Raw genomic sequence first — 18321 nt, 5'->3', positions numbered from 1 at the left:
TTTCACCGTGATCGGCGGTGCATATACCCTGCGTAACCGGGTTCCACCGCTATCGCGGCCCCCGCGATTGGGTGTTCCGGGCGCGCAGCGGATACTATGTGCACCCGGTGCGCCGAGTTGGCGGAACTGGCAGACGCGACGGTCTCAAAAACCGTTGTCCGAAAGGACGTGTGGGTTCGAGTCCCACACTCGGCACCAAGGTCAGAGGGCATTTCCGATTCCAGGCCATCTCCCCCACCTTCACGCAGTCCGCAGATAGTCCGCAGCAGCTCTCGCGCCGGAGTCCATTCCGTCCGCCACCGCGTCCAGATCATCGGGGAACAGGTGCCCGTACAGATCGAGGGTCAACGTGGCCGTCTTGTGCCCGAGCATCCGCTGAACGACCTTGATATTTCCCCCGGCGCTGATAGCCAACGAGGCCGCTGTATGCCGGAGGCCATGAGGGACGACGCCAGCGAGACCGACTTCCCGGGCCGCCTGGTCGAACACCCAGCGGAACTCCGTCGAGGTCAGGTAACCGCCCTTGTGACTGGGGAAAGCCAGAGCATTGGCCCGGCGCCCGGCCAGCAGGTTTTCCAAATCCTTCGCCAACAGTCCCGGGATGGGGACAACACGACTCGTGTGGTTCTTCGTGTCCGTTTCTACGATCCCTTGCCCGGTGACCGCAGTTGCCGAACGACTGACGCGGATACGACGCTGGTCCAGGACGACATCAGCGGTGCGCAGGGCGATCGCTTCGCCGAACCGAAGCCCGGTATAGGCCAGGGTGAGAACCAGTGGCCGGAACCGCCCCGACGCCATCGCCAGTTTCATGACCTCCAGGTGGGTCAGGTAACGCCGCTCCCCCGACATCATCGACGGCAGGTCGACATCTTCCGCCGGATTCAGCGCCAGCCGCTTGGCCTTGATCGCGAACCGCAGAATCTGGCTGAGCACCTGGTACGACTGGATCACCCGAGACGCCGACAATCCACGGCCTTGGAAGCGAGCACTACCGGACTCGGAGAGGGTGACCACCCACTCTTGCACGTCCTCGAACTCGATATCTCGGAGCGGAACCGAGCCCCAGCGCGGCAGGATGATCGTGTCCAACAGCGACCGATAGCCAGCCACCGTTTTCGGCTTGCGGAACTTCTTCGTCGAGAACCATTTCTCCGCCACGACCTCAAACAGCACGCCGCTACGGTCCGGATCGACCCATGTCCCGGTGACTACCTTCGTGGTCACGTCACCATCGAGGTACTTTTGAGCCGCTGCTTTCGTGTCGAACGACCGGGACCGCTCAACACCGTTGGGATCGACGTAGCGAGCCCGCCACCGCTTGCCCTTGCCGCAGCGCTCGGACTTGACCTTCTTCTTGGTCTTCTCGCCGGTCACAGGATCCACGACCACCACGGTCGGGTACCAGCGATCTTCCACCCCCGAGCGCGGGTTACGCCGAGTAGGCATCAGGCAGCCTCACCGGTGCCGGTCAGCTTCTCCTGCTCAGCGATCCAGGCCAGGACCACGGACTTGCGCCACACCCGGCGGCGGGGACCGAGCTTGAAACTCGCCGGGCCCTGTCCGACATGTGCCCACCACCGCCAGGTAGCCGCCGGAATCCCGGTCAGTGCCTCGCAGTCCTTCGCCCGCAGGTACGCCTCTTCCTCGCTCATCGTCTTTCCCTTCTTATGCCGCTACCGAAATTGCCGAAGTGTCTTGCTGTGCTGGTGGGCCCGCTGCGAGCAGTGCGCGGGTGTACTCGGCGCGCCAGATCTTGCGTTTGGCAATGGCCGAGAGGATCAGGTGATCGCGTGGCGGGACCGAGCGGTCACCGGGCCGGACGATGGAGAGCTTCAGGTGTGAGGTGTCGGGCTTGACGATCCCGACCGAGGCGAGGAGTTGCCGAACGAACTCGGCGCGGTCGGCCTTGTGGTCCGGGAGGGTCTTGTTCGACCACTGCCGAGAGACCAGGACCCGGAGACCGGGCAGACCGAGGGTGTCCCGCCGATGCGCTTTGCCCTTGCAGCGGCCCGGGATGGTCTTCTCGGTCGCACCCTGGGGGACGATGCCGTAGCGCAGCCACACCGGGCACCGTTTCGAGCACGGGGTGTGCTGCAACTCGGCATTCAGCCGGTTGTAGTGGCGGCGGGTGCGGTCCGAGTCGGTGTCCAGCACTTCGGCGATGGACTTGGTCAGGTACTTGGTCACGTACCCGATGGCACGGTCGGCTTTGCGGCCAGGGACGTAGCCCCGGATATCGGAGCGGTCCATCTGGTCACCGAACCGGACCACATGCGCGGGTTCGAGGTCGTCGACGTCGTCGAGGAGGTCTTGCACGTCGTCGAAGCCCAGCAGGGGTGAGCCGGTGTCCGGGTCGACGAAGGTCAGCCGGGTCGGGTCCCAGATCGGGACGATATCGCCGGGATAGACCTCGTTGTCGCGGTCGTGCGGGGGCCACCACACGTTGTGATATGTGGCGGCGGTGACCTGGCGGAGGATGTCGCGGGACACGGTGCCCCGGATCAGGATGTGCAGGTGGGGTGCGCCGCGTTTCTGGGGTTCGACGGTGGCGAAGTACTGGATGTTCCAGCCGACCGCCCGGCGCAGGTTCTGTATCCACCGGTTGGACAGCCGCGAGAAGTGGATGATGTCACGGGCGGCACGCGAGTAGTCGTAGTTGTCGGGATTGACCGGGGAACCGTCGCCGACTGTTTCGCCTTTGTCGTTGACCGCGCCGTCCCGGTTGATCTTGCCGTAGGAGGGCATGGTCAGGGTGATGAACATCGAGGGTTGATGCCCACCGGCGTAGGTGCGTCCGACCGTGTTTTTCCCGACCTTGAGCCGGGGCAGATTCGGTACGTCCTGGCGGCGGCGGGTGGAGCGGGCACGCCGCGGCTTCTGATCTCGATCCAGAGCGGGCAACCGTCCCCGGAACCCGGAGTCTTTCATCTCCGCATCGAGGTCGGCGACGACTTCCCGAATCCCGGACATCATGTCCTGATCACCGTCGGCTTTGGCCTGCTGGTAGGTGTCGAACAAGTCGGCCCGGGCCGCCAGCAGCGCGGTTTGGTGCTCGGTGGGGTCGGTCTTGTCGTTCTCGGGTTCGTGGTCGAGGTGCCAACCCTCCCGGCATTGAGTGATCCGCAGAAACCGGGCTTTCTCCGCGCAGGCCGGGCACACCGAGGCGACGGTGGACTTGCACGGCGCCGCCACGTATTCCTCGGTCAGTGTCTTCGGGTCGTAGGCCAGCATCGGAATCGGGCGCACACAGATGTGTTCCTGGGCGGCGAGTTCTTCGGCGACATCCCGGAAGTCCGGCAGACTACGACGCTGGGCCGCTGTCTGCCGGACCTCCGGGACGACCCCGGTATCGGTCGAGGCCGTGATGGTGTTCATCAGGCGCTGTGTCCTTCCTGCTTGGTCCAGTGATCCACCCGGGGCAGCACCACCGCGTCGGCGAGGGCGTCACCGAAGCGGAACCGCAATTCGACGGTGGCGGGGCCGACGATCGAGGCGCGGCACTGCTCGGCTTTGAAGGCGTGGGCGATGGTGTCGGCGCGCATCTCGAAATCGGCCGGCGACTGACCTTCCAGCATCCGCAGCTGCACCCGATCGGTGCCGTGACCGATACCGACCGCCAGCAGTTTCGGTGTGACGGTGCGGGCTTCAGTCGTGACGACGAGGCGGCATGCCTTCATCAGCCGGGCCCAGTTCCGGCGGTAGCGCCACCAGGTCAAAAACCGGGTCCGGGCCCGGTCGGTGATCCACCGGTCGAACATCTCCGGACGGGCCTTGCGCCACAGCAGCAGCACAGCCGTGAACGCCACCGCCAGAGCTATGCCGGAGGGCCAGCCGACGAACACGCTGGCAGTAACCGCGAGGGCCAGAGGCAGGGAGATCGGGGGAAACAGGATCGCCCAGTGGACCGCGACCCCGGCACCAACTACCAGGTACCAGCCGGTATTGAGGACCGCGAGGCCGAGCAGGTCGAACGGGTCACGCCGACGCTGTGGGCCGGTGGTGACCGTGGCTGTGGTGGTGCCGGTGGTCAGGGTGGTGGTGTTCATGACTGGTTCTCCGGGTCGAAGAGATCGAGTTGGCCGGGGCACGGTTCGTGCAGGTTCTTGCGGGCCCGGCGGGAGCGTGTGCGGGGTGTGTGGTCGGTGGCCTGCACGACGAGGCGGGGACGCTCGCTGGGCTGGTCGGTGGCCGGTGTGCTGGTCATGCCGCCCGCTCCGATCCGTCGATCCGTACCGGTGTGGCCGGGCGGGGTGACTGGCCGGACTGGGTGAGGGCATCGTGGATGGCGCCCTGCAAGACGCCGACTACTGCGAGGGCGTCGTCAATGGTCATGGTCAGCTGAAGGATGGCCGCGAACTGCGCCTCTTTGTGCACGGTGACCTGGACCAGGTCCTGACCGGCTGGGCTGTACTGGAGGCTGGCGAAGACCTCTCCGGTGTCACGGGCGCGGCCACGGTCGGCCGAGACAGTGACCCGCCTGAAGTCCATGCCTTGGGCGGGTTTCCAGTAGCTTCGGACCGGCTCGCTCATGCCGCCCACCCGGAACCGTCGTCGTCGTAGTAGGTGGTGAAGTCCCAGCCAGGCAGCTGTCCGGTATCGGCGAACATGCCCACCGCGACCGAGACGGGGTCATGTCCGGCACGTTCGAGAGCGCAGCGGCGGCGGGCGGACAGGTCGATCACATCGGCGGGGATCGTGTTGCGGGCCATGGGTTTTTCTCCGTTCACGGTGGTGGACTGGTCGCGGGTCATGCCGCGAGCGGGCCGGATTCGTCGCCGAGGTCGTCAGGGTCAAACCCGGAGTAGTCGGCTTTCGGGGACAGGTCCGGCTGTGTCGGTGAGTAGTCGTCGACGATTCGGTCGATGTCGTCGTCGGAGACCCAGAAGGCACGGACCCGCCGGAACTCGTTCGAGCCGTCCTGACCGACATAGGCGACACCGGGGGTGGTGGAGGGGATCTCGTGGCAGCGCGCACCGCGATCCTTGGCGCTCTGGCCGTGGACCATGGTCGTCTGTGTCGGTTCGTCGAAGCGCAGGCCGATACGGACCGAGAACAGTTGCCGGTTGGGCATGTTCTCCTTGGACGGGTCCTGCAACGCGACGATCACGCTGTAGCCGACCGCGCGACCCTGGGTCAGGATCAGACCGAGCAGCCGCAAACCCTCGTTGACCTGCTCGCGGGTGGCGAACGCCGACAGCGCGGCGTATTCGTCGATGATGATGACCTTCAGCGGTTCGTCGGTACTCGGCGTGAACTTGCGGATACCAGCGGCTTTGAACCGGGCCGCACGTTCCTGCATCTCCGCCTCAGCGGTCTTCAACATGGCGATGATGCCGTCGGCGGTCCACTGGAAGTCGGTCCACAACCGGCCCTCACCGCGCCCGAATTCCATGCCGCCCTTGGGGTCACCGAGCAGGATGTCGACGAGTCCGGCTTTGATCGCGGGGCCGAGGCCGTTCACGATCGACCACAACACCGAGCCCTTACCCGAGCCCATCGCACCGGCGATCAGGAGGTGGGAGTACATGACTCGCAGCCGCCACACGTCATGCTCTTCGGTCACCCCGACCGGGACGGCTTCCAGATCCACCCCGTAGGACAACAGGCCGGTAACCGGTGCCGCGTCGGCGAGGGTGTCCACGGTGCGCAGTTCCAGGTGCACGAAACCCGGGTGCGGGCTGGTCACACGAACCTCGGGAACTCCGAAATAGGCGGCCAGGGCTTCGCGGGTAGCGTCGTTGGCCCAATGCTGCAACGACTGACCACCCAACATCTGGACCTCGACCAGCATCCCGGCATCGGTCAACGTGGCCGTGGTGATGTTCGGGTACCCGGTCTCCCAGGAGCCCAGCTTGAGAGCAGGCCACATCAAGGCCAACTGCGCGGAATCAGTGACGATCGAAGCTGCCGGGCCGAGCTCCACCGGAACACCGGAGCCCTGGTCGGCCGAGGCGGGATCGGTGACACCGTCGAGGCGACGCCAGCGCCACATGGTGAACGCGGTCACCGCAGCCGAGCCACCGACGATCAGAAGGTCAGGCGAGATCATCACGCCACCCCCGGACCCTGCGGCTTGCCCAGGTCGCACATCAGGCGGCAGCCCCGAGCGTCGGCGGGCGGAACCGGAGGCTCGGCGCAGAACATGGTGCAGTCCTTGGCCGAGAGCGGACGATCCTCACAGAACATCGCGCACGGAGCAGGAGCCACGACCGCATCAGCGGCAGGGACAGTGACCAGCAACGGTGCGAGGACCGCGACAGCCAGGACAATAGGTTTCGAGAACATCAGGCACTCCCAACAGGGACAGCGAGCGGCAGCATCGTTTGCACCGGACGCGAGGAACGAACAGGAATCTGAGCGACCGGGGCCGGTGGAGCCAGGACCGGGGCCGGGTCGGGAACAGGAGCAGGAGCAGGGGGCGCGACCGGTTCGGGCTCGGGTTCGGGAACCGAATCGGTCACCGGATCGGGAGAAGATTCGGCCGGCAAAGCAACCGGAGCAGGCTCGGATTCGGGTTCGGGTTCGGGCTGCGTGGTGGAGACGCGGAACAGCAGCGCGAGGCCGTGGGTATCGACCAGCAGCGATATCGGGGCGACCGCCGCCACCAACGCCGCGAACAGACCCAAGGGTGAATCGGTGGCCACGACCGCATGCACGGAGTTACCGGCGACCGAGACCAGGGAGCCGACGATCAGCACGCCGAGGAAGAAGCGGCGTTCGGACTTGTGGTTGGCGCACACCAGCACCCCGAACGTTGCGAGCAGGATGGTGCCGTCCACGATCAGCGGGAACAGCCACGCATCGGCGGCGGGCATGCCCGAGATCCGGGCGAGATCTTGCAGGGTGGAGAACGACAGCCGAAACGCTGCCGCCCCCACACCGACGATGATGAGTGCGGCGGACCAGCGCGCCAGGCGCATCATCCCCGCCGACTGATCCGCCGCCCGCATCACGCCGCCTTACCGGACGGACGAGCCGCACCCGGATCAGCCGGAGCCTGCTTCGCGCCCGAGGTATCGCCCTTGATCCCCGTCGCACGGATCATGAAGCCGATCGACTTGAACTGGCCGTTACCGACCACGCGAGGCTTGAGCAACAGCCCCTCCAATTCGATCGGACGCAGGCCCTCCAGGACTTCCGGCTCCGAAGGAACCGGCATCTGGTCGGCAACGAACGTGATGTCGTAACTGGCCTGGTTCGCCTTGCCGCCCGCCCGGTCCATGATCGTCGCCTTCCACAGGCGCTTACCCGAGCCGTTGCCCTCCCGGTCGTAGTCCTGCGCCTGACGCTTCGGCGCGTTGCGGTCCTCACTGAACTCGGTCTGCGCCTCGACATCACCGAGCAGCAGCACGCCCTTCGGGAACACGGAACGGAAGTCGGTCGGGATCCACATGTCCTTCAATGCCATCTCAATCTCCTCAGGTGCGAAGTGGTGTATGTCATCTATATGACCATGGATATCTAGATAACACAAGAGGTGATCTAGGGACCTCTACATGAGTCACCCAGTAGATCTATGCTTGAGGCATGGAAGACAAGGAACGGGCGCGACCGAAATACCAGGTCATAGCCGATGATCTCCGCACAAAGATTGCCTCGGGAACGTACGCCGCAGGAACACAACTCCCCACGAAAGCCGTACTCGTGGAGCTCTATTCAGTCGCTCCCGGCACCCTGGATCGGGCCTTGGACGTTCTCCGGGACGAAGGACTCACCGAGACGTTCCACGGCGTCGGGACCTTCGTACGGGCGAGTGGCCAGGAGGATGAAGAGGACGAAGACTTGCCCGCGCGCGTCGCTCGTCTCGAAGCACAGATGCAAGATGTCTATGCGAACCTCGGCATGGCTCCGCCCACTGGCCAGTCCGCAGGCAACAGCCGACAGGCAGGGTGACGCATGGATTCCAACGTCACCGATCTTCGGACGCGGACTCGGTACCGTCCGGACTTCGGGACCCTTGCTCGTAATCGGGTCGCGGCTGCACGGGTCTCAATGGGGTTGACGGAGCGGGAGTTTGCTCGCGTGTTGACCTCGCTCGTGGGCCGGGAGATCACGGCCGGTCTGGTCTCATCGTGGGAGACCTCGGTAACACCACCGGGCGACATCGTGGTCGCCGCTTCATCGGTTTCGCCGAATTCCACGGTCCGACTCGGCGTACGTTCGCACAAGTTCATCTCAGTACAGGCCGACCAGGAAGCTGTCGCGGAACTGTGCACGGGTGACGGAGACCGGACGAGCCTGCCCATCAATGACCAGTGCACCCTGTATGCCTGGCCCTTCGGGTCGGTGATCCTCCACCTGGTGGAAGACTTAGAGTTCCCCGACGTCACCAGCCTGGCGTTCTGGCGGTACGAGACATATCCCGAAAACCTCGAGTGGGCCGCCGAGCAGGTCAGCGAGTTGACCGGCAAGTCGGCCATAGGGTCCTATGTCCTGAGTCTCTATTGGGTCCACTCGCCCATCTGGTCCGGCCGAATCCTTGACACGGCGCTCAAGATCATTTGCTCACCGCGCGTCCTGCTCGAATCCGATCGTGACGCGGCTGGGGCCGAACGCGAGCTTCTTGCTGAAGGTTTCGAGCACGCAGAGATGAGGCCGTTCGGTGTGCAGGGCGTATCAGTCGGCTACGCCTCCTGGTCCGGAGTCGTGTACCACGCCTTCGATGATCGCGCTCTCACCGAAGATCAGATAGTCGCGGCCGAGCTGGATGTTCAGTCGATTTGGAGCTACTGCGCCCACATTGCCGATTCGATCGAGCGAGGAGAGGAACCAGAGATTCATCCCGGTTACGGAGCAGGATTTATCCGAGCCTCCCGCTCTCGTCTGTTGACGCCGCGGCCTCAAGAATCCGACGCGCACCGCTCGATGCGTGATGCCATCGTCCAGACCAGCGGTCTTCCGTTGCACCTCTCGAACGCCATCGACACCCTGAAGGACATTGGAGTGAAATGAACTCACAGTCGGCACTGGTCGTCATCGACGTACAGAACGGGTTCGTCAACGAGCATTCGCGCCATGTCGTCCCGGTCATCCGAGATCTTGCCCGACAGTGGACCAGGGCCGGTCACGCTGCCCTGTTCACCCGGTACCACAACTACGAGGGCTCGCCCTACCAGCGGCTCATCGGCTGGAACGAATTGCGGAACGCGCCCCAGACAGACCTGGCGCCCGAACTGCAACCCATTGCCGAGGCTCCCACGGCCAAGATCCTCGACAAGCGGACCTACACCGCCTTGACCGACGAAGGCCGCGAACTACTGGCCGGGTACACCGACCTGTACCTCTGCGGTATCGCCACTGACGGATGCGTCTTCAAAACCGCCCTGGATGCCTTTGACGGCGATTACACGCCCTGGGTCATCGAAGACGCATGTGCATCGAACGCCACCAGGCATTCAGCCACCGAAGTCCACCGATCCGCCCTCATGTTGATGTCCCGCCTCATCGGCTCCGGGCAACTCATCCAGTCGTCCGACGTAAGCGCAGCCTTGCAGTCGTCGACTCATCTGCACAGCGCATAGCGGGTGACCACGGATCTTGCTTCACGTTCACAGTTGTTGCCGAATTTCGCCATATAGGTTCAAGAGCGGCGGCGCATGCGCGCCGCCGCCGCACTACGGCACACCGCCCCCACCTCGCACGCTCGGCGGGACCGGCGCACCGGTGCGTCGGCGGCACACCTGCACCAGCCGCTACCGACCCGAGATGGTTGATTTTCGATAACCGAGAAGTGTGGGCACGACGACAGCCGTACCCGGCTTACCTCCCGCAGCCACTCACGGACCGTCCGCTAAGAGTCGGCCGACTGGCTGTGGCCGCGTCAGATCGACCGGAAAGCCCGATGCATCTGCCGAAACCGCGCTGGTAAGCTGCGCCGTCCGACAGAACGGGAGGTCACGGATGAGCCGATACCCCGGCAATCCGCTCTGGTCTCAGGAGCGAGACATACCAATCGTGATTGATACGCCCGAACAGTGGCAGGAAGCCAAAGAAGCAGGGCACGTCACCGCAGAACATATCCTCCACCGGCTCCACGCGATCGCAATCCGCGAGTTCGGCATCCAAGGAGCCGCCGGCTACGACGAGGAAGGCTTTATTTGTGCCCTCGTCGCAGATGGTCTGCGTTGTGAACGTGGGGTCGTCCTCCGGGTTTGCACTCGCGACCACCCGCCGCCACACGTCCATATCGAGATCAGCGCCGAGCCGTCCATCAAGCTCAAAATGAACCTGGTCACCGGCGAGTTTATGGGCCCGACACCGGAAGGCTGGGGCAAGAAGGTGAAATACATGCGCCAGCTTGTCAAGGACAATCACTCGATCTTGGTTGCCTGGTGGGAGAAAAGCCACGGGCCAATCGACATCGGCGTGGCGTAGTAACAACTCCGCGACCTCCGGCCGCGTGGCCCTGCTGACTGGTGGCCTGCATTGTGTTCCCGCGCCCCTCCACCCTCAAGGGCGCCTACGGCGTCAGCTCCGCTGATGGCTACGCCACCCTTGACCGCGGAGCCTCTACGCGAGAAAGGCAGGCCCTATGGGGCAGGCGGGGAAGCCAGCCCCTGTAATGCGCAGACCACCAGCCAGCAGGGCCACCAGCCGCCCACCTCGGGATGCAACGCCCTGGCTCGACACCTCTGGGCTCACTCAATCCCATGGTGTCGAGCGAAACCCAGCCTCCCGCAGATCGCGCTTCGCCTCCTCAACAAAGTCACGGATTTGCCCTTTGAGCGTGTCGACGAATGTCTCGGTATCGCGCTCGGCATCCTCGTAGCCGTACCGACCTATCCCGAAATGATCCCGGAACACCTCAACGAACTTGTTCAGCTCGTCTGCGGCAGTCTTCACCAAGGCAGCCTTCGCGAAGGGCTCGGTCGTCGCTCGGGTAAGCATCTGCAGGGCCTGATACGACCGTGTGGCTGCCGACATAATCTGCGGCGGGGCCTCCAGCTTGAGGTCGCTATAGGCCTTGCTGACACGCTTCATCTCATCGATCTGAGTCTCAGCGAACGCGACCTTGGTCATCGCCTTCGGGTCGGCCTGGTCTGGTTGCAGAATTGCATCGCGAAGCGCGTTGAAGATCGCCTTCGTATCGATCGCACCTATCAATACCTGCTCACAGACACTGGCGTACTCGGCGCATGCCTTCCGTAGCCGCTCATCGCTCTCCCGCTTGTCTTCCCGAGCCTCCACGCGATCCAGCTTCTCGTGCTCTTGTCGGGCTTTCCGGTTGTCGCTGCTGCGGTTGTTGAAGTACGTGCTACCCGCCGTGACTAACGCGCCACACGCGGCACCAGGAAGAAAGGCCGCATAGAAGGTCCCCTGAGTGAGGAACTGCGGGATGAGACTCATGCGGGGAAGAGTACCGCCAGCGTCAGACACCATTCCGTCGTTTCGACCAGTCCGCAGTCGGTCCGCAGTAGGTACGCACGCGACAAACCCCGCCAACACTGTCAGCGAGGTGTCTGCCCAGGTCACAGCGATTCGCCCACAATCACCAACGATCCCGTGACCTGCAACTATTCAGTGAGCCAATCTCAAAAACCGTTGTCCGAAAGGACGTGTGGGTTCGAGTCCCACACTCGGCACCAAGGTCGGACGGCATTTCCGAATCCGGCCGATTCTCCTTCGTCTCATGCCGTCCGCGGCTGCCCGCATTCCGAGGCGCATCCTTTCCCGCACCGCGTCCGGATCCTCCGGAAGCAGGTCGCCGGGCGTCCGTTCTCCCGCGACTTCGCCGATGAACGACACCGGCGGGCCGATCCGTGCGGTCATCCGGAACCGCAACTCCCGGATGTACCGGCGCCGCCGCGGGGACGACTCGCCCGCCGCACGACGCCCCGCAGCCGTTCCGATGGCGAGTACGGCTCCTGCCTGCGAGCACGGCTCCTGCCGCCGCGTATCACCCACGCGCTGCGCTATCAGGGTGGTCGCTCCGAGCTCGACGAACACCCTCTCGTCGTCGCACGTACGGGCCTCGTCGATCGCGCGCCGGGCATCGTGATCCCGCGCGGCGAGCCCCTCGGCGGTGAGGCGTTCGGCCGGCACCCGCGTCCGCCGGGCGCGATATCGGGGAAGCGCGGTCAGACCCGTGGCCCGACCGCGGGCGGCGCCCAGCTGCCGTCGAGAATGCCGGATTCGGGCCAGTAGGCGCGCAGGACGAGCGAGAAATCGTCATCGGGCGCGGGCAGCCAATTGGCGAGCTGTTTCGGATCGCTGGGACCGGCACCACCGACGGTGAGGGTGAGTGATCCGTCGTCACCGTAGGTGAGGTCCTGATTCCTGGTCCCCAGTGAATACCGGTCCAGTTCGTTGGAGTGGAAGAGGTGCCGGCTGTTGTAGACCGTCAGCGACCAGAACCCCCGGACCGGCGGCAACTGCCCGGCGGGAAAGTGCACCGTGTAGGTGCGGGCACCGTGCAGGCGGTCGCCGGTGTCGTCGAGATCCTGGTAATAGCAGGCGGTTTCGTCCGGGACGCCGGCGAAGATGTTCGCTTTCGCCATCGCGGTCCGGGAAAGGTAATCGGTCCCGAACGCGGCGCCGTTGTGCCCGGTGGTCCAGTGCCGGGCCACCGGGATTCCGATATTGCGGAATTCGAACAACTCCCCCACCGCCACGTCGGTGTCGACCGCCGCGTGCCGCAGCACCTCCGCGATCTCGCGGTCGTGGGCGGCCGCGGCAAGCACTGCGCGCAACCGCGTGTACAGGGCCTGCTCACCCGGCCGCGGCGGCACTTCGTCGAGCACCTCACCGAGTACGCAGAAGAATTGTTCCGGATCCACCCACTGCCGCTCGTGCCGGCCGCGGGGCGCGGAACCCGCGCCGAAGGAGGGCACCGACGACCGGTCGGCGATCCGCACACTGCCGTCGAACTCCGACAGCGGATACATGGTGATCCGGTCCACCAGCGGTGCGATCATCGCACGGTCGCGCGCGGTGTCGTCGAGGAAGACCCGGGGGATCACCACCCCGCAGCGGGTGTCGTAGCGGAAGACCCCGGTGATCCCGGCGGGCACCGTACCCGTCCACAATTCGTGCGCGAGCAGATAGAATCCGGGCGCGGTCCGGTGCACGGCACCGAGCCGGGCGAACGAATCGGTGCGCTGATCCATCGCCTGATACGCCCAGAACCGGTCACCGAATTCGGGCACCTGCACCACCGAGGGCTCCAGCCGCCCGTCCAATACCCCGAACCCGTGGACCACGTCCTGATCCGGGCACGCGACGAGACGTTCCTCGGGCCGGAGATAATCGCCCAGCATGCTCAACGTGCCGGGCGGACCGGCGGGCACGGCCCCGGCCAGCAGCCCGGGCTCGGCGAGCTGATTCATCGCGACGCGGCGGTTGTGCATGTTCACCAGCGGCCAGCCCCACAGATACGCCGTCCGCGCCACCGTCCGCGCGTATTCCGGGGTCACCGTCTGTCCCGCGAAACCCACAGAACCGGCCATGAGCAGCCACCTTCCCCTCGCTCGACGGGTCCTCCGGGCATACTTCGGCAACCGTACGCCGCAGATCGCGCTCCCCGGCTCACCCGGACCGGGTGAACCGACCGGAGAAACCTGCCGGGCATCCGGGCATCCGGGCATCCGGGCATCCGGGCATCCGGGCATCCGGGCATCCGGGCATCCGGGCATCCGGGCATCCGGGCATCCGGGCATCCGGGACGGATCACAGCGGAATTCGAACCCCATACGCGGACCGCACGGCCCCACCGGAGAGAACGGCGCGGTCTTCACGGAAACATTTTTCGTACCACCGGGAAAAATCGGGCCGGATTCGTGTACGGCACGCTACACACAGATGAATTGACACCCGGAGCATTGTGAAATCGCACAGAGACCGGTGTTCGGCGCAGGCAGCGCAAATTACCGTGGCCGCTATGCACATCCTGTTCGTCTGCAATGGAAACGTGTGCCGCTCGGTGATCGCCGAACGGCTCACCCGTTCCATCGCGGTCGAATACCGGCTCACCGGTATCACCGCCGAAAGTGCCGGCACCCGGGCCCTCGTGGGGTTTCCGGTGGAACCACGGGCGGCCGAGGCCATCATCGGGCTCGGTGGGGACCCCGGTGGTTTCCGTGCTCGCAAACTCGGGACCGAGCATATCGATCGCGCGGATCTCGTACTCACCATGACCGAGAACATTCGCGACGAGGTGGCCGACACGGCCGCCGGCTCGAACTCACGGACCTTCACGCTGTTGGAGGCCTACCGTATCGCCCGCGTCACCGGTGCCCGGACCGTGGCCGATCTGCATTGCCACCGGCACAATCTGTCCCGGGTCGGGCGGGAGAACATCGCCGACCCGGTGGGCCTGTCGGCCAAGGCGTACTGCGAGGTCGGTGACCGGATCGCCGATGCGCTGGTGCCGCTGCTGGTGGCCCTGGCCCCCATCGCCACGCCCGGGGATCAGCATTGGGGCCGGCCGCCGCTGGTGGTGCGGCAGAATGCCGCCACGCCCCGGCTCTCACCACTGGTCGCGGCCCAGCACACCGGCTGGTACGCATGAGGACTCGAGCCCGAACACCGGTCTGACCGGCGCGCGGTCCACCGCGGGAGACGACCCGCCGATTTCCCGCCGCGCAGCGGCAGGCCGGGTCCCGCAGACCCGCGTCCCGGCCCGGCGGCGCCCCGGACGACCGCGAATACCGGCGTGCAACCTGACTTTCCACGTTCTGGGCACTACACTCGCCATCCGGACCATCGATCCGAAGAATCCGATCCCGTTGCAGGTTCGACACACGACAGGAATCAGGCATGCCGAAACGCATTTCGGATGTTTCGCTTCATGTTTATGTGACCCCGGAAATCCTGAACGATCTCGTCGACACCGTCCGCGCGGAACTGGACGAGCATCTGGGCGACGGTGATATCTGCGCGTGGCGTTTCACCCTGCCCGTCGCCGAAGACGATTCCCGGCACCGCGAGTTCGACAATCGCTGGCGCACCGCGAATCCGGGGGCGCAGCCGCAGGGACACGCGACATTCGAGATCGCGCTGAGCCTGGCCGGCGATCCGGCCGAACTCACCGACGGCTATCTCGCCGACCTCGAACACCGACTGCTCCGGGGATTGGACACACACGGCCCCGGCGCACCGTTCACCTTCAGTGCCGAACAGCGCACCGATCTCGGCTGGGAACCGCTGTTGCCGGAGCGACTCTGATCCGGCAAGTCGCGTCTGCTCAGCGGCGGGCCGGGAAGTGCCGGATCACGCCTTCCTGCACGGTCGTGGCCAGCAGGTCGCCCGCGCGCGAGTAGAACCGTCCCGTGGCCAGACCACGCGATCCCGCGGCGACCGGGGACTCGGTGGAGTACAGCGCCCAGTCGTCGAAACGGAACGGCCGGTGGAACCAGATGGAATGGTTCACCGTGGCGGCCACGATCCGGTCCAGACCCCACGACAGGCCGTGCGTGGTGATGATCGAATCGAGCACGGTGGTGTCGGAGGAATAGCTCAGCGCCGCGACATGGATCAGCGGATCGTCGGGCAGGGTGCCGTCGGCGCGCATCCACACCCGGTTGTGATTGAGCTTCTCTCCGGTCCCCTTGAGAATCCAGGCCGGATCGTTCGTGTACCGCATATCGATCGGATGCGGGGCGTTCACGAACATCTCGAGTTTGTCCTCGAACCCGGCGAAACTCTCCTGGATCCGCGGCAGGGTCTCCGGGTCCGGCACCTCGGGCCGCTCGTGCGCGTGCTCGAGGCCCTTACCCCACTCCTGGAACGAGGCCAGCATGACGAACAGTTCCTGGCCGTCCTGGGTGGCGGTAACGGTGCGGTTGGCGAATGCCCGGCCGTCACGATGCCGCTCCACGTGGTACTCGATCGGCTTCTTCACATCGCCGCCGCGCACGAAATGAGCGTTCAGCACGTGGATCGGACGATGTCCGGCGGTCCGGCCCGCCGCGATCACCGCCTGGGAGACGAGTTGGCCGCCGAAGGTCCGGCTGGACACCTTCTCCGGATGGTGTCCGAGGAAGACGTCCTCGGATACCTCGTCGAGGTCCAGCAGTTCCAGCAGGGTGTCGAGATCGGTGTGGTTGTCCGTCTCCGTTTCGTCGACCGGCGCGCTCACCGGGCGGCTCCGCGATCCTCGGTCATCAGTGGTCCTCCTCGCCGATGCGGTGCACATGGATCAGGTTGGTGGAACCGACGGTACCGGGAGGGGAGCCCGCGACGATGACCACGAGGTCGCCCTTGCGGTAACGGTTCATGCTCAACAGCGCCTGATCGACCTGTTTGATCATGGCATCGGTGCTGTCCACGGTGGGCACGATGAAGGTTTCGGTACCCCAGGTCAGTGCCAGCTGACTGCGCACTTCCGGAAGGGGGGTGAACGCCAGCAGCGGCAGCGGCGTGTGCAGCCGGGCCAGCCGGCGGACCGTGTCACCGGACTGGGTGAAGGCCACCAGGGCCTTGGCGTTGAGACGTTCCCCGATATCGCGGGCCGCGTAGGAGATCACACCGCGCTTGGTCCGCGGGGTGTGGGTGAGCGGCGGGACGTTGGTGGATTCGGTCTCCACCGCGTGCACGATGCGGGCCATGGTGCGCACGGTCTCGATCGGGTACTTACCGACCGAGGTCTCCCCGGACAGCATGACCGCGTCCGCGCCGTCGAGCACCGCGTTCGCCACATCCGAGGCCTCCGCGCGGGTGGGCCGGGAGTTCTCGATCATCGATTCGAGCATCTGGGTGGCCACGATGACCGGCTTGGCGTTCTCCCGCGCCATCTGGATCGCTCGCTTCTGCACGATCGGCACCTGCTCGAGCGGCAGTTCCACGCCGAGATCGCCGCGGGCCACCATGACCGCGTCGAACGCCAGGACCACGGCCTCGAGGTTGTCGATGGCCTCGGGCTTCTCCAATTTGCCGATCACCGGCACCCGGCGGCCGACCCGGTCCATCACATCGTGGACGAGTTCGATATCGGAAGGGGAGCGCACGAACGACAGCGCGATGAAGTCCACGCCCAGATTCAGCGCGAATTCCAGATCCTCGATGTCCTTGACGGAGAGCGCGGGCACCGACACGTCCATACCCGGCAGCGAAACACCTTTGTTGTTGCTGACCGGGCCGCCCTCGGTCACTTCGCAGACCACGTCGTTGCCCTCGACGCGGATCACTTCGAGCCCGACCTTGCCGTCGTCGACCAGCAGCCGGTCGCCGGATTTGGCGTCGGCGGCGAGTTGTTTGTAGGTGGTGGAGACGCGGTCGTGGCTGCCGACGATATCGTCGACGGTGATACGCACGGTCTCACCGGTCGCCCAGACCGTCCGGTCCTCGGCGAAGCGACCCAGTCGGATCTTGGGGCCTTGCAGATCGGCGAGTATGCCGACGGCGCGGCCGAGATCGTCGCAGGCCTGCCGCACCTTCTTGTAGTTTTCGGCGTGGTCGGAGTGCTCGCCGTGGCTGAAATTGAGCCGGGCGACATCCATACCACTCTCGACGAGCTCTCGAATACGTTCCTCGGTGGCAGTGGCCGGGCCGAGGGTGCACACAATCTTCGTCCGTCGCATCACGTGTCGAGCCTAATCCTGCCGAGTTGTCCCGTTCCGTCCGCCCCCGGGCGATCCGCCGGACCAGAGCATCTGGCGAATCACGGGTAGACCTGCGAAGCTAACTCTGCCATACGAAATTCACTGCATAGCTACACAATGGTGAACTCCACGCTACGGCATACGAAATCGGCATGTCCGCGGACCACAACCGGGCGCCGCCGGCACCCACCGCGCAGCGACGCGCAGACCGCCCGGGAAACGGAACAGACCCCCGGCGGCGCCGGGGGTCTGCGGAAAGTGTGTGGCGGGTCAGTTCTCGCGCAGGGGCCGTCCCTGCGGGTCCTGCACACTGCCGGTGAGCATCATGATGCCGTCGATGAGCGGCCAGATTCCACCGAAACCGCAGGTGAGCCAGGTGACCGCGATCTGGGCGATCGCGATACCGGTATCGCCGATGTAGAACCGTCCCGCACCGAACGCGCCCAGGAAGATCTGCAGCAGACCGGCGGTCAGTTTCTGCTTGTCCGAGTACGGCACGCCGTTCATATCCCGGCCGTAGGGCGCCTCGGGGTCCATCGGGTTGTATCCGCCGGGGCCCATCGGGGGCCCGTAGCCGGCCGGCGGCTGGCCGTAGCCGGGAGGTGCCCCGTACTGGCCCTGCGGCGGGTACGGCTGCGGCTGGGACGGATAGGACTGGTAGGGCTGCGGTTGCGGCTGCGACGGGTAGCCCGGCGCACCGGGCGATTTGCTCAGGTCCGGCCCGGTTCCGGGTGGGCCGTACTGCGGCCCGCCCTGCTGGTACGGATCGGTCATCGTTCCT

22 protein-coding genes and 1 tRNA gene are annotated in these 18321 nt (G+C 65.4%); 7 read left to right on the top strand and 16 right to left on the bottom strand.

Annotated elements, in window-relative coordinates; all coding sequences use genetic code 11:
- The first annotated feature begins 111 nt into the window (after positions 1 to 111).
- A tRNA-Leu gene (locus tag AB0H42_RS04145) sits at positions 112 to 198 on the top strand.
- Positions 199 to 240: 42 nt separating this feature from the next.
- On the opposite strand, the gene AB0H42_RS04140 is transcribed toward AB0H42_RS04145, so the two are convergent.
- The 11 genes from AB0H42_RS04140 to AB0H42_RS04090 form a co-directional block, all read right to left on the bottom strand.
- Entirely contained in the window at positions 241 to 1386 is a 1146-nt protein-coding gene (locus tag AB0H42_RS04140) for a tyrosine-type recombinase/integrase (RefSeq protein WP_357049476.1), read from the bottom strand.
- A gap of 62 nt (positions 1387 to 1448) precedes the next feature.
- The gene (locus AB0H42_RS04135; RefSeq protein ID WP_357049473.1) at positions 1449 to 1655 is read right to left on the bottom strand and encodes a DNA-binding protein; all 207 of its coding nucleotides are present in this window, start codon (positions 1653 to 1655) and stop codon (positions 1449 to 1451) included.
- A 13-nt stretch (positions 1656 to 1668) separates the two neighbouring features.
- On the bottom strand, positions 1669 to 3378 hold the full coding sequence (locus AB0H42_RS04130; protein ID WP_357049470.1) for a replication initiator: 1710 nt from the start codon (positions 3376 to 3378) through the stop codon (positions 1669 to 1671).
- A complete protein-coding gene (locus AB0H42_RS04125) occupies positions 3378 to 4049 on the bottom strand; it encodes a hypothetical protein (protein WP_357049467.1) in 672 nt (223 codons plus the stop codon). Before AB0H42_RS04125 ends, AB0H42_RS04130 begins: the two co-directional genes overlap by 1 nt.
- Positions 4046 to 4207 (bottom strand): hypothetical protein, encoded by a 162-nt coding sequence (locus tag AB0H42_RS04120; RefSeq protein ID WP_357049464.1) that lies wholly within the window; start codon positions 4205 to 4207, stop codon positions 4046 to 4048. The genes AB0H42_RS04125 and AB0H42_RS04120 overlap by 4 nt, the downstream gene beginning before the upstream one ends.
- Complete coding sequence (locus AB0H42_RS04115; protein ID WP_357049462.1) at positions 4204 to 4533, bottom strand: hypothetical protein; 330 nt, start codon at positions 4531 to 4533, stop codon at positions 4204 to 4206. Before AB0H42_RS04115 ends, AB0H42_RS04120 begins: the two co-directional genes overlap by 4 nt.
- Positions 4530 to 4754, bottom strand: a complete 225-nt coding sequence (locus tag AB0H42_RS04110) for a hypothetical protein (RefSeq protein WP_357049459.1) — start codon at positions 4752 to 4754, stop codon at positions 4530 to 4532. The genes AB0H42_RS04115 and AB0H42_RS04110 overlap by 4 nt, the downstream gene beginning before the upstream one ends.
- The gene (locus AB0H42_RS04105) at positions 4751 to 6052 is read right to left on the bottom strand and encodes an FtsK/SpoIIIE domain-containing protein (protein ID WP_357049456.1); all 1302 of its coding nucleotides are present in this window, start codon (positions 6050 to 6052) and stop codon (positions 4751 to 4753) included. Before AB0H42_RS04105 ends, AB0H42_RS04110 begins: the two co-directional genes overlap by 4 nt.
- Positions 6052 to 6288 (bottom strand): hypothetical protein, encoded by a 237-nt coding sequence (locus tag AB0H42_RS04100; RefSeq protein WP_357049453.1) that lies wholly within the window; start codon positions 6286 to 6288, stop codon positions 6052 to 6054. The genes AB0H42_RS04105 and AB0H42_RS04100 overlap by 1 nt, the downstream gene beginning before the upstream one ends.
- Positions 6288 to 6953, bottom strand: coding sequence for a DUF2637 domain-containing protein (locus AB0H42_RS04095; RefSeq protein WP_357049450.1), 666 nt, complete (start codon positions 6951 to 6953; stop codon positions 6288 to 6290). Before AB0H42_RS04095 ends, AB0H42_RS04100 begins: the two co-directional genes overlap by 1 nt.
- Positions 6953 to 7411 (bottom strand): hypothetical protein, encoded by a 459-nt coding sequence (locus AB0H42_RS04090; RefSeq protein WP_357049447.1) that lies wholly within the window; start codon positions 7409 to 7411, stop codon positions 6953 to 6955. Before AB0H42_RS04090 ends, AB0H42_RS04095 begins: the two co-directional genes overlap by 1 nt.
- 119 nt (positions 7412 to 7530) lie before the next feature.
- On the opposite strand from AB0H42_RS04090, the gene AB0H42_RS04085 reads away from it, so the two are divergent.
- From AB0H42_RS04085 to AB0H42_RS04070, 4 genes are all read left to right on the top strand, one after another.
- Positions 7531 to 7896 (top strand): GntR family transcriptional regulator, encoded by a 366-nt coding sequence (locus tag AB0H42_RS04085; RefSeq protein ID WP_357049445.1) that lies wholly within the window; start codon positions 7531 to 7533, stop codon positions 7894 to 7896.
- Positions 7897 to 7899: 3 nt separating this feature from the next.
- Entirely contained in the window at positions 7900 to 8955 is a 1056-nt protein-coding gene (locus AB0H42_RS04080) for a hypothetical protein (RefSeq protein WP_357049443.1), read from the top strand.
- On the top strand, positions 8952 to 9524 hold the full coding sequence (locus AB0H42_RS04075; protein ID WP_357049440.1) for an isochorismatase family cysteine hydrolase: 573 nt from the start codon (positions 8952 to 8954) through the stop codon (positions 9522 to 9524). Before AB0H42_RS04080 ends, AB0H42_RS04075 begins: the two co-directional genes overlap by 4 nt.
- A 433-nt stretch (positions 9525 to 9957) precedes the next feature.
- Positions 9958 to 10377 (top strand): hypothetical protein, encoded by a 420-nt coding sequence (locus tag AB0H42_RS04070; protein ID WP_357049437.1) that lies wholly within the window; start codon positions 9958 to 9960, stop codon positions 10375 to 10377.
- A gap of 267 nt (positions 10378 to 10644) precedes the next feature.
- Here the strand turns inward: AB0H42_RS04070 and AB0H42_RS04065 are convergent, their stop codons facing one another.
- Together AB0H42_RS04065 and AB0H42_RS04060 are read right to left on the bottom strand one after the other, a co-directional pair.
- Positions 10645 to 11349, bottom strand: a complete 705-nt coding sequence (locus tag AB0H42_RS04065) for a hypothetical protein (RefSeq protein ID WP_357049435.1) — start codon at positions 11347 to 11349, stop codon at positions 10645 to 10647.
- Positions 11350 to 12080: 731 nt separating this feature from the next.
- Positions 12081 to 13448, bottom strand: coding sequence for a DUF1214 domain-containing protein (locus tag AB0H42_RS04060; RefSeq protein ID WP_357049432.1), 1368 nt, complete (start codon positions 13446 to 13448; stop codon positions 12081 to 12083).
- A 431-nt stretch (positions 13449 to 13879) separates the two neighbouring features.
- On the opposite strand from AB0H42_RS04060, the gene AB0H42_RS04055 reads away from it, so the two are divergent.
- On the top strand, positions 13880 to 14509 hold the full coding sequence (locus AB0H42_RS04055; RefSeq protein WP_357049429.1) for a low molecular weight phosphatase family protein: 630 nt from the start codon (positions 13880 to 13882) through the stop codon (positions 14507 to 14509).
- A gap of 248 nt (positions 14510 to 14757) precedes the next feature.
- Positions 14758 to 15165, top strand: coding sequence for a hypothetical protein (locus AB0H42_RS04050; protein ID WP_357049426.1), 408 nt, complete (start codon positions 14758 to 14760; stop codon positions 15163 to 15165).
- 19 nt (positions 15166 to 15184) lie between these two features.
- Here the strand turns inward: AB0H42_RS04050 and AB0H42_RS04045 are convergent, their stop codons facing one another.
- From AB0H42_RS04045 to AB0H42_RS04035, 3 genes are all read right to left on the bottom strand, one after another.
- Positions 15185 to 16078, bottom strand: coding sequence for an acyl-CoA thioesterase II (locus tag AB0H42_RS04045; protein WP_036515158.1), 894 nt, complete (start codon positions 16076 to 16078; stop codon positions 15185 to 15187).
- 25 nt (positions 16079 to 16103) lie between these two features.
- On the bottom strand, positions 16104 to 17522 hold the full coding sequence (pyk, locus tag AB0H42_RS04040; RefSeq protein ID WP_357049423.1) for a pyruvate kinase: 1419 nt from the start codon (positions 17520 to 17522) through the stop codon (positions 16104 to 16106).
- A 288-nt stretch (positions 17523 to 17810) separates the two neighbouring features.
- On the bottom strand, positions 17811 to 18314 hold the full coding sequence (locus AB0H42_RS04035; RefSeq protein WP_030523751.1) for a TM2 domain-containing protein: 504 nt from the start codon (positions 18312 to 18314) through the stop codon (positions 17811 to 17813).
- Positions 18315 to 18321: the final 7 nt, after the last annotated feature.

The sequence above is a fragment of the Nocardia sp. NPDC050799 genome, from assembly GCF_040654015.1.
Classification (GTDB): domain Bacteria; phylum Actinomycetota; class Actinomycetes; order Mycobacteriales; family Mycobacteriaceae; genus Nocardia.
The sequence above is the reverse complement of the archived record's forward strand: the minus strand, read 5'-3'. Positions and strand labels throughout refer to the sequence as shown.

Excerpts from the sequence above, each read along its gene's own strand:
- AB0H42_RS04135 (WP_357049473.1), bottom strand. The coding sequence starts at position 1,655 with ATGAGCGAGGAAGAGGCGTACCTGCGGGCGAAGGACTGCGAGGCACTG.
- AB0H42_RS04130 (WP_357049470.1), bottom strand. The coding sequence starts at position 3,378 with ATGAACACCATCACGGCCTCGACCGATACCGGGGTCGTCCCGGAGGTC.
- AB0H42_RS04125 (WP_357049467.1), bottom strand. The coding sequence starts at position 4,049 with ATGAACACCACCACCCTGACCACCGGCACCACCACAGCCACGGTCACC.
- AB0H42_RS04120 (WP_357049464.1), bottom strand. The coding sequence starts at position 4,207 with ATGACCAGCACACCGGCCACCGACCAGCCCAGCGAGCGTCCCCGCCTC.
- AB0H42_RS04115 (WP_357049462.1), bottom strand. The coding sequence starts at position 4,533 with ATGAGCGAGCCGGTCCGAAGCTACTGGAAACCCGCCCAAGGCATGGAC.
- AB0H42_RS04110 (WP_357049459.1), bottom strand. The coding sequence starts at position 4,754 with ATGACCCGCGACCAGTCCACCACCGTGAACGGAGAAAAACCCATGGCC.
- AB0H42_RS04105 (WP_357049456.1), bottom strand. The coding sequence starts at position 6,052 with ATGATCTCGCCTGACCTTCTGATCGTCGGTGGCTCGGCTGCGGTGACC.
- AB0H42_RS04100 (WP_357049453.1), bottom strand. The coding sequence starts at position 6,288 with ATGTTCTCGAAACCTATTGTCCTGGCTGTCGCGGTCCTCGCACCGTTG.
- AB0H42_RS04095 (WP_357049450.1), bottom strand. The coding sequence starts at position 6,953 with ATGCGGGCGGCGGATCAGTCGGCGGGGATGATGCGCCTGGCGCGCTGG.
- AB0H42_RS04090 (WP_357049447.1), bottom strand. The coding sequence starts at position 7,411 with ATGGCATTGAAGGACATGTGGATCCCGACCGACTTCCGTTCCGTGTTC.
- AB0H42_RS04085 (WP_357049445.1), top strand. The coding sequence starts at position 7,531 with ATGGAAGACAAGGAACGGGCGCGACCGAAATACCAGGTCATAGCCGAT.
- AB0H42_RS04080 (WP_357049443.1), top strand. The coding sequence starts at position 7,900 with ATGGATTCCAACGTCACCGATCTTCGGACGCGGACTCGGTACCGTCCG.
- AB0H42_RS04075 (WP_357049440.1), top strand. The coding sequence starts at position 8,952 with ATGAACTCACAGTCGGCACTGGTCGTCATCGACGTACAGAACGGGTTC.
- AB0H42_RS04065 (WP_357049435.1), bottom strand. The coding sequence starts at position 11,349 with ATGAGTCTCATCCCGCAGTTCCTCACTCAGGGGACCTTCTATGCGGCC.
- AB0H42_RS04060 (WP_357049432.1), bottom strand. The coding sequence starts at position 13,448 with ATGGCCGGTTCTGTGGGTTTCGCGGGACAGACGGTGACCCCGGAATAC.
- AB0H42_RS04055 (WP_357049429.1), top strand. The coding sequence starts at position 13,880 with ATGCACATCCTGTTCGTCTGCAATGGAAACGTGTGCCGCTCGGTGATC.
- AB0H42_RS04050 (WP_357049426.1), top strand. The coding sequence starts at position 14,758 with ATGCCGAAACGCATTTCGGATGTTTCGCTTCATGTTTATGTGACCCCG.
- AB0H42_RS04035 (WP_030523751.1), bottom strand. The coding sequence starts at position 18,314 with ATGACCGATCCGTACCAGCAGGGCGGGCCGCAGTACGGCCCACCCGGA.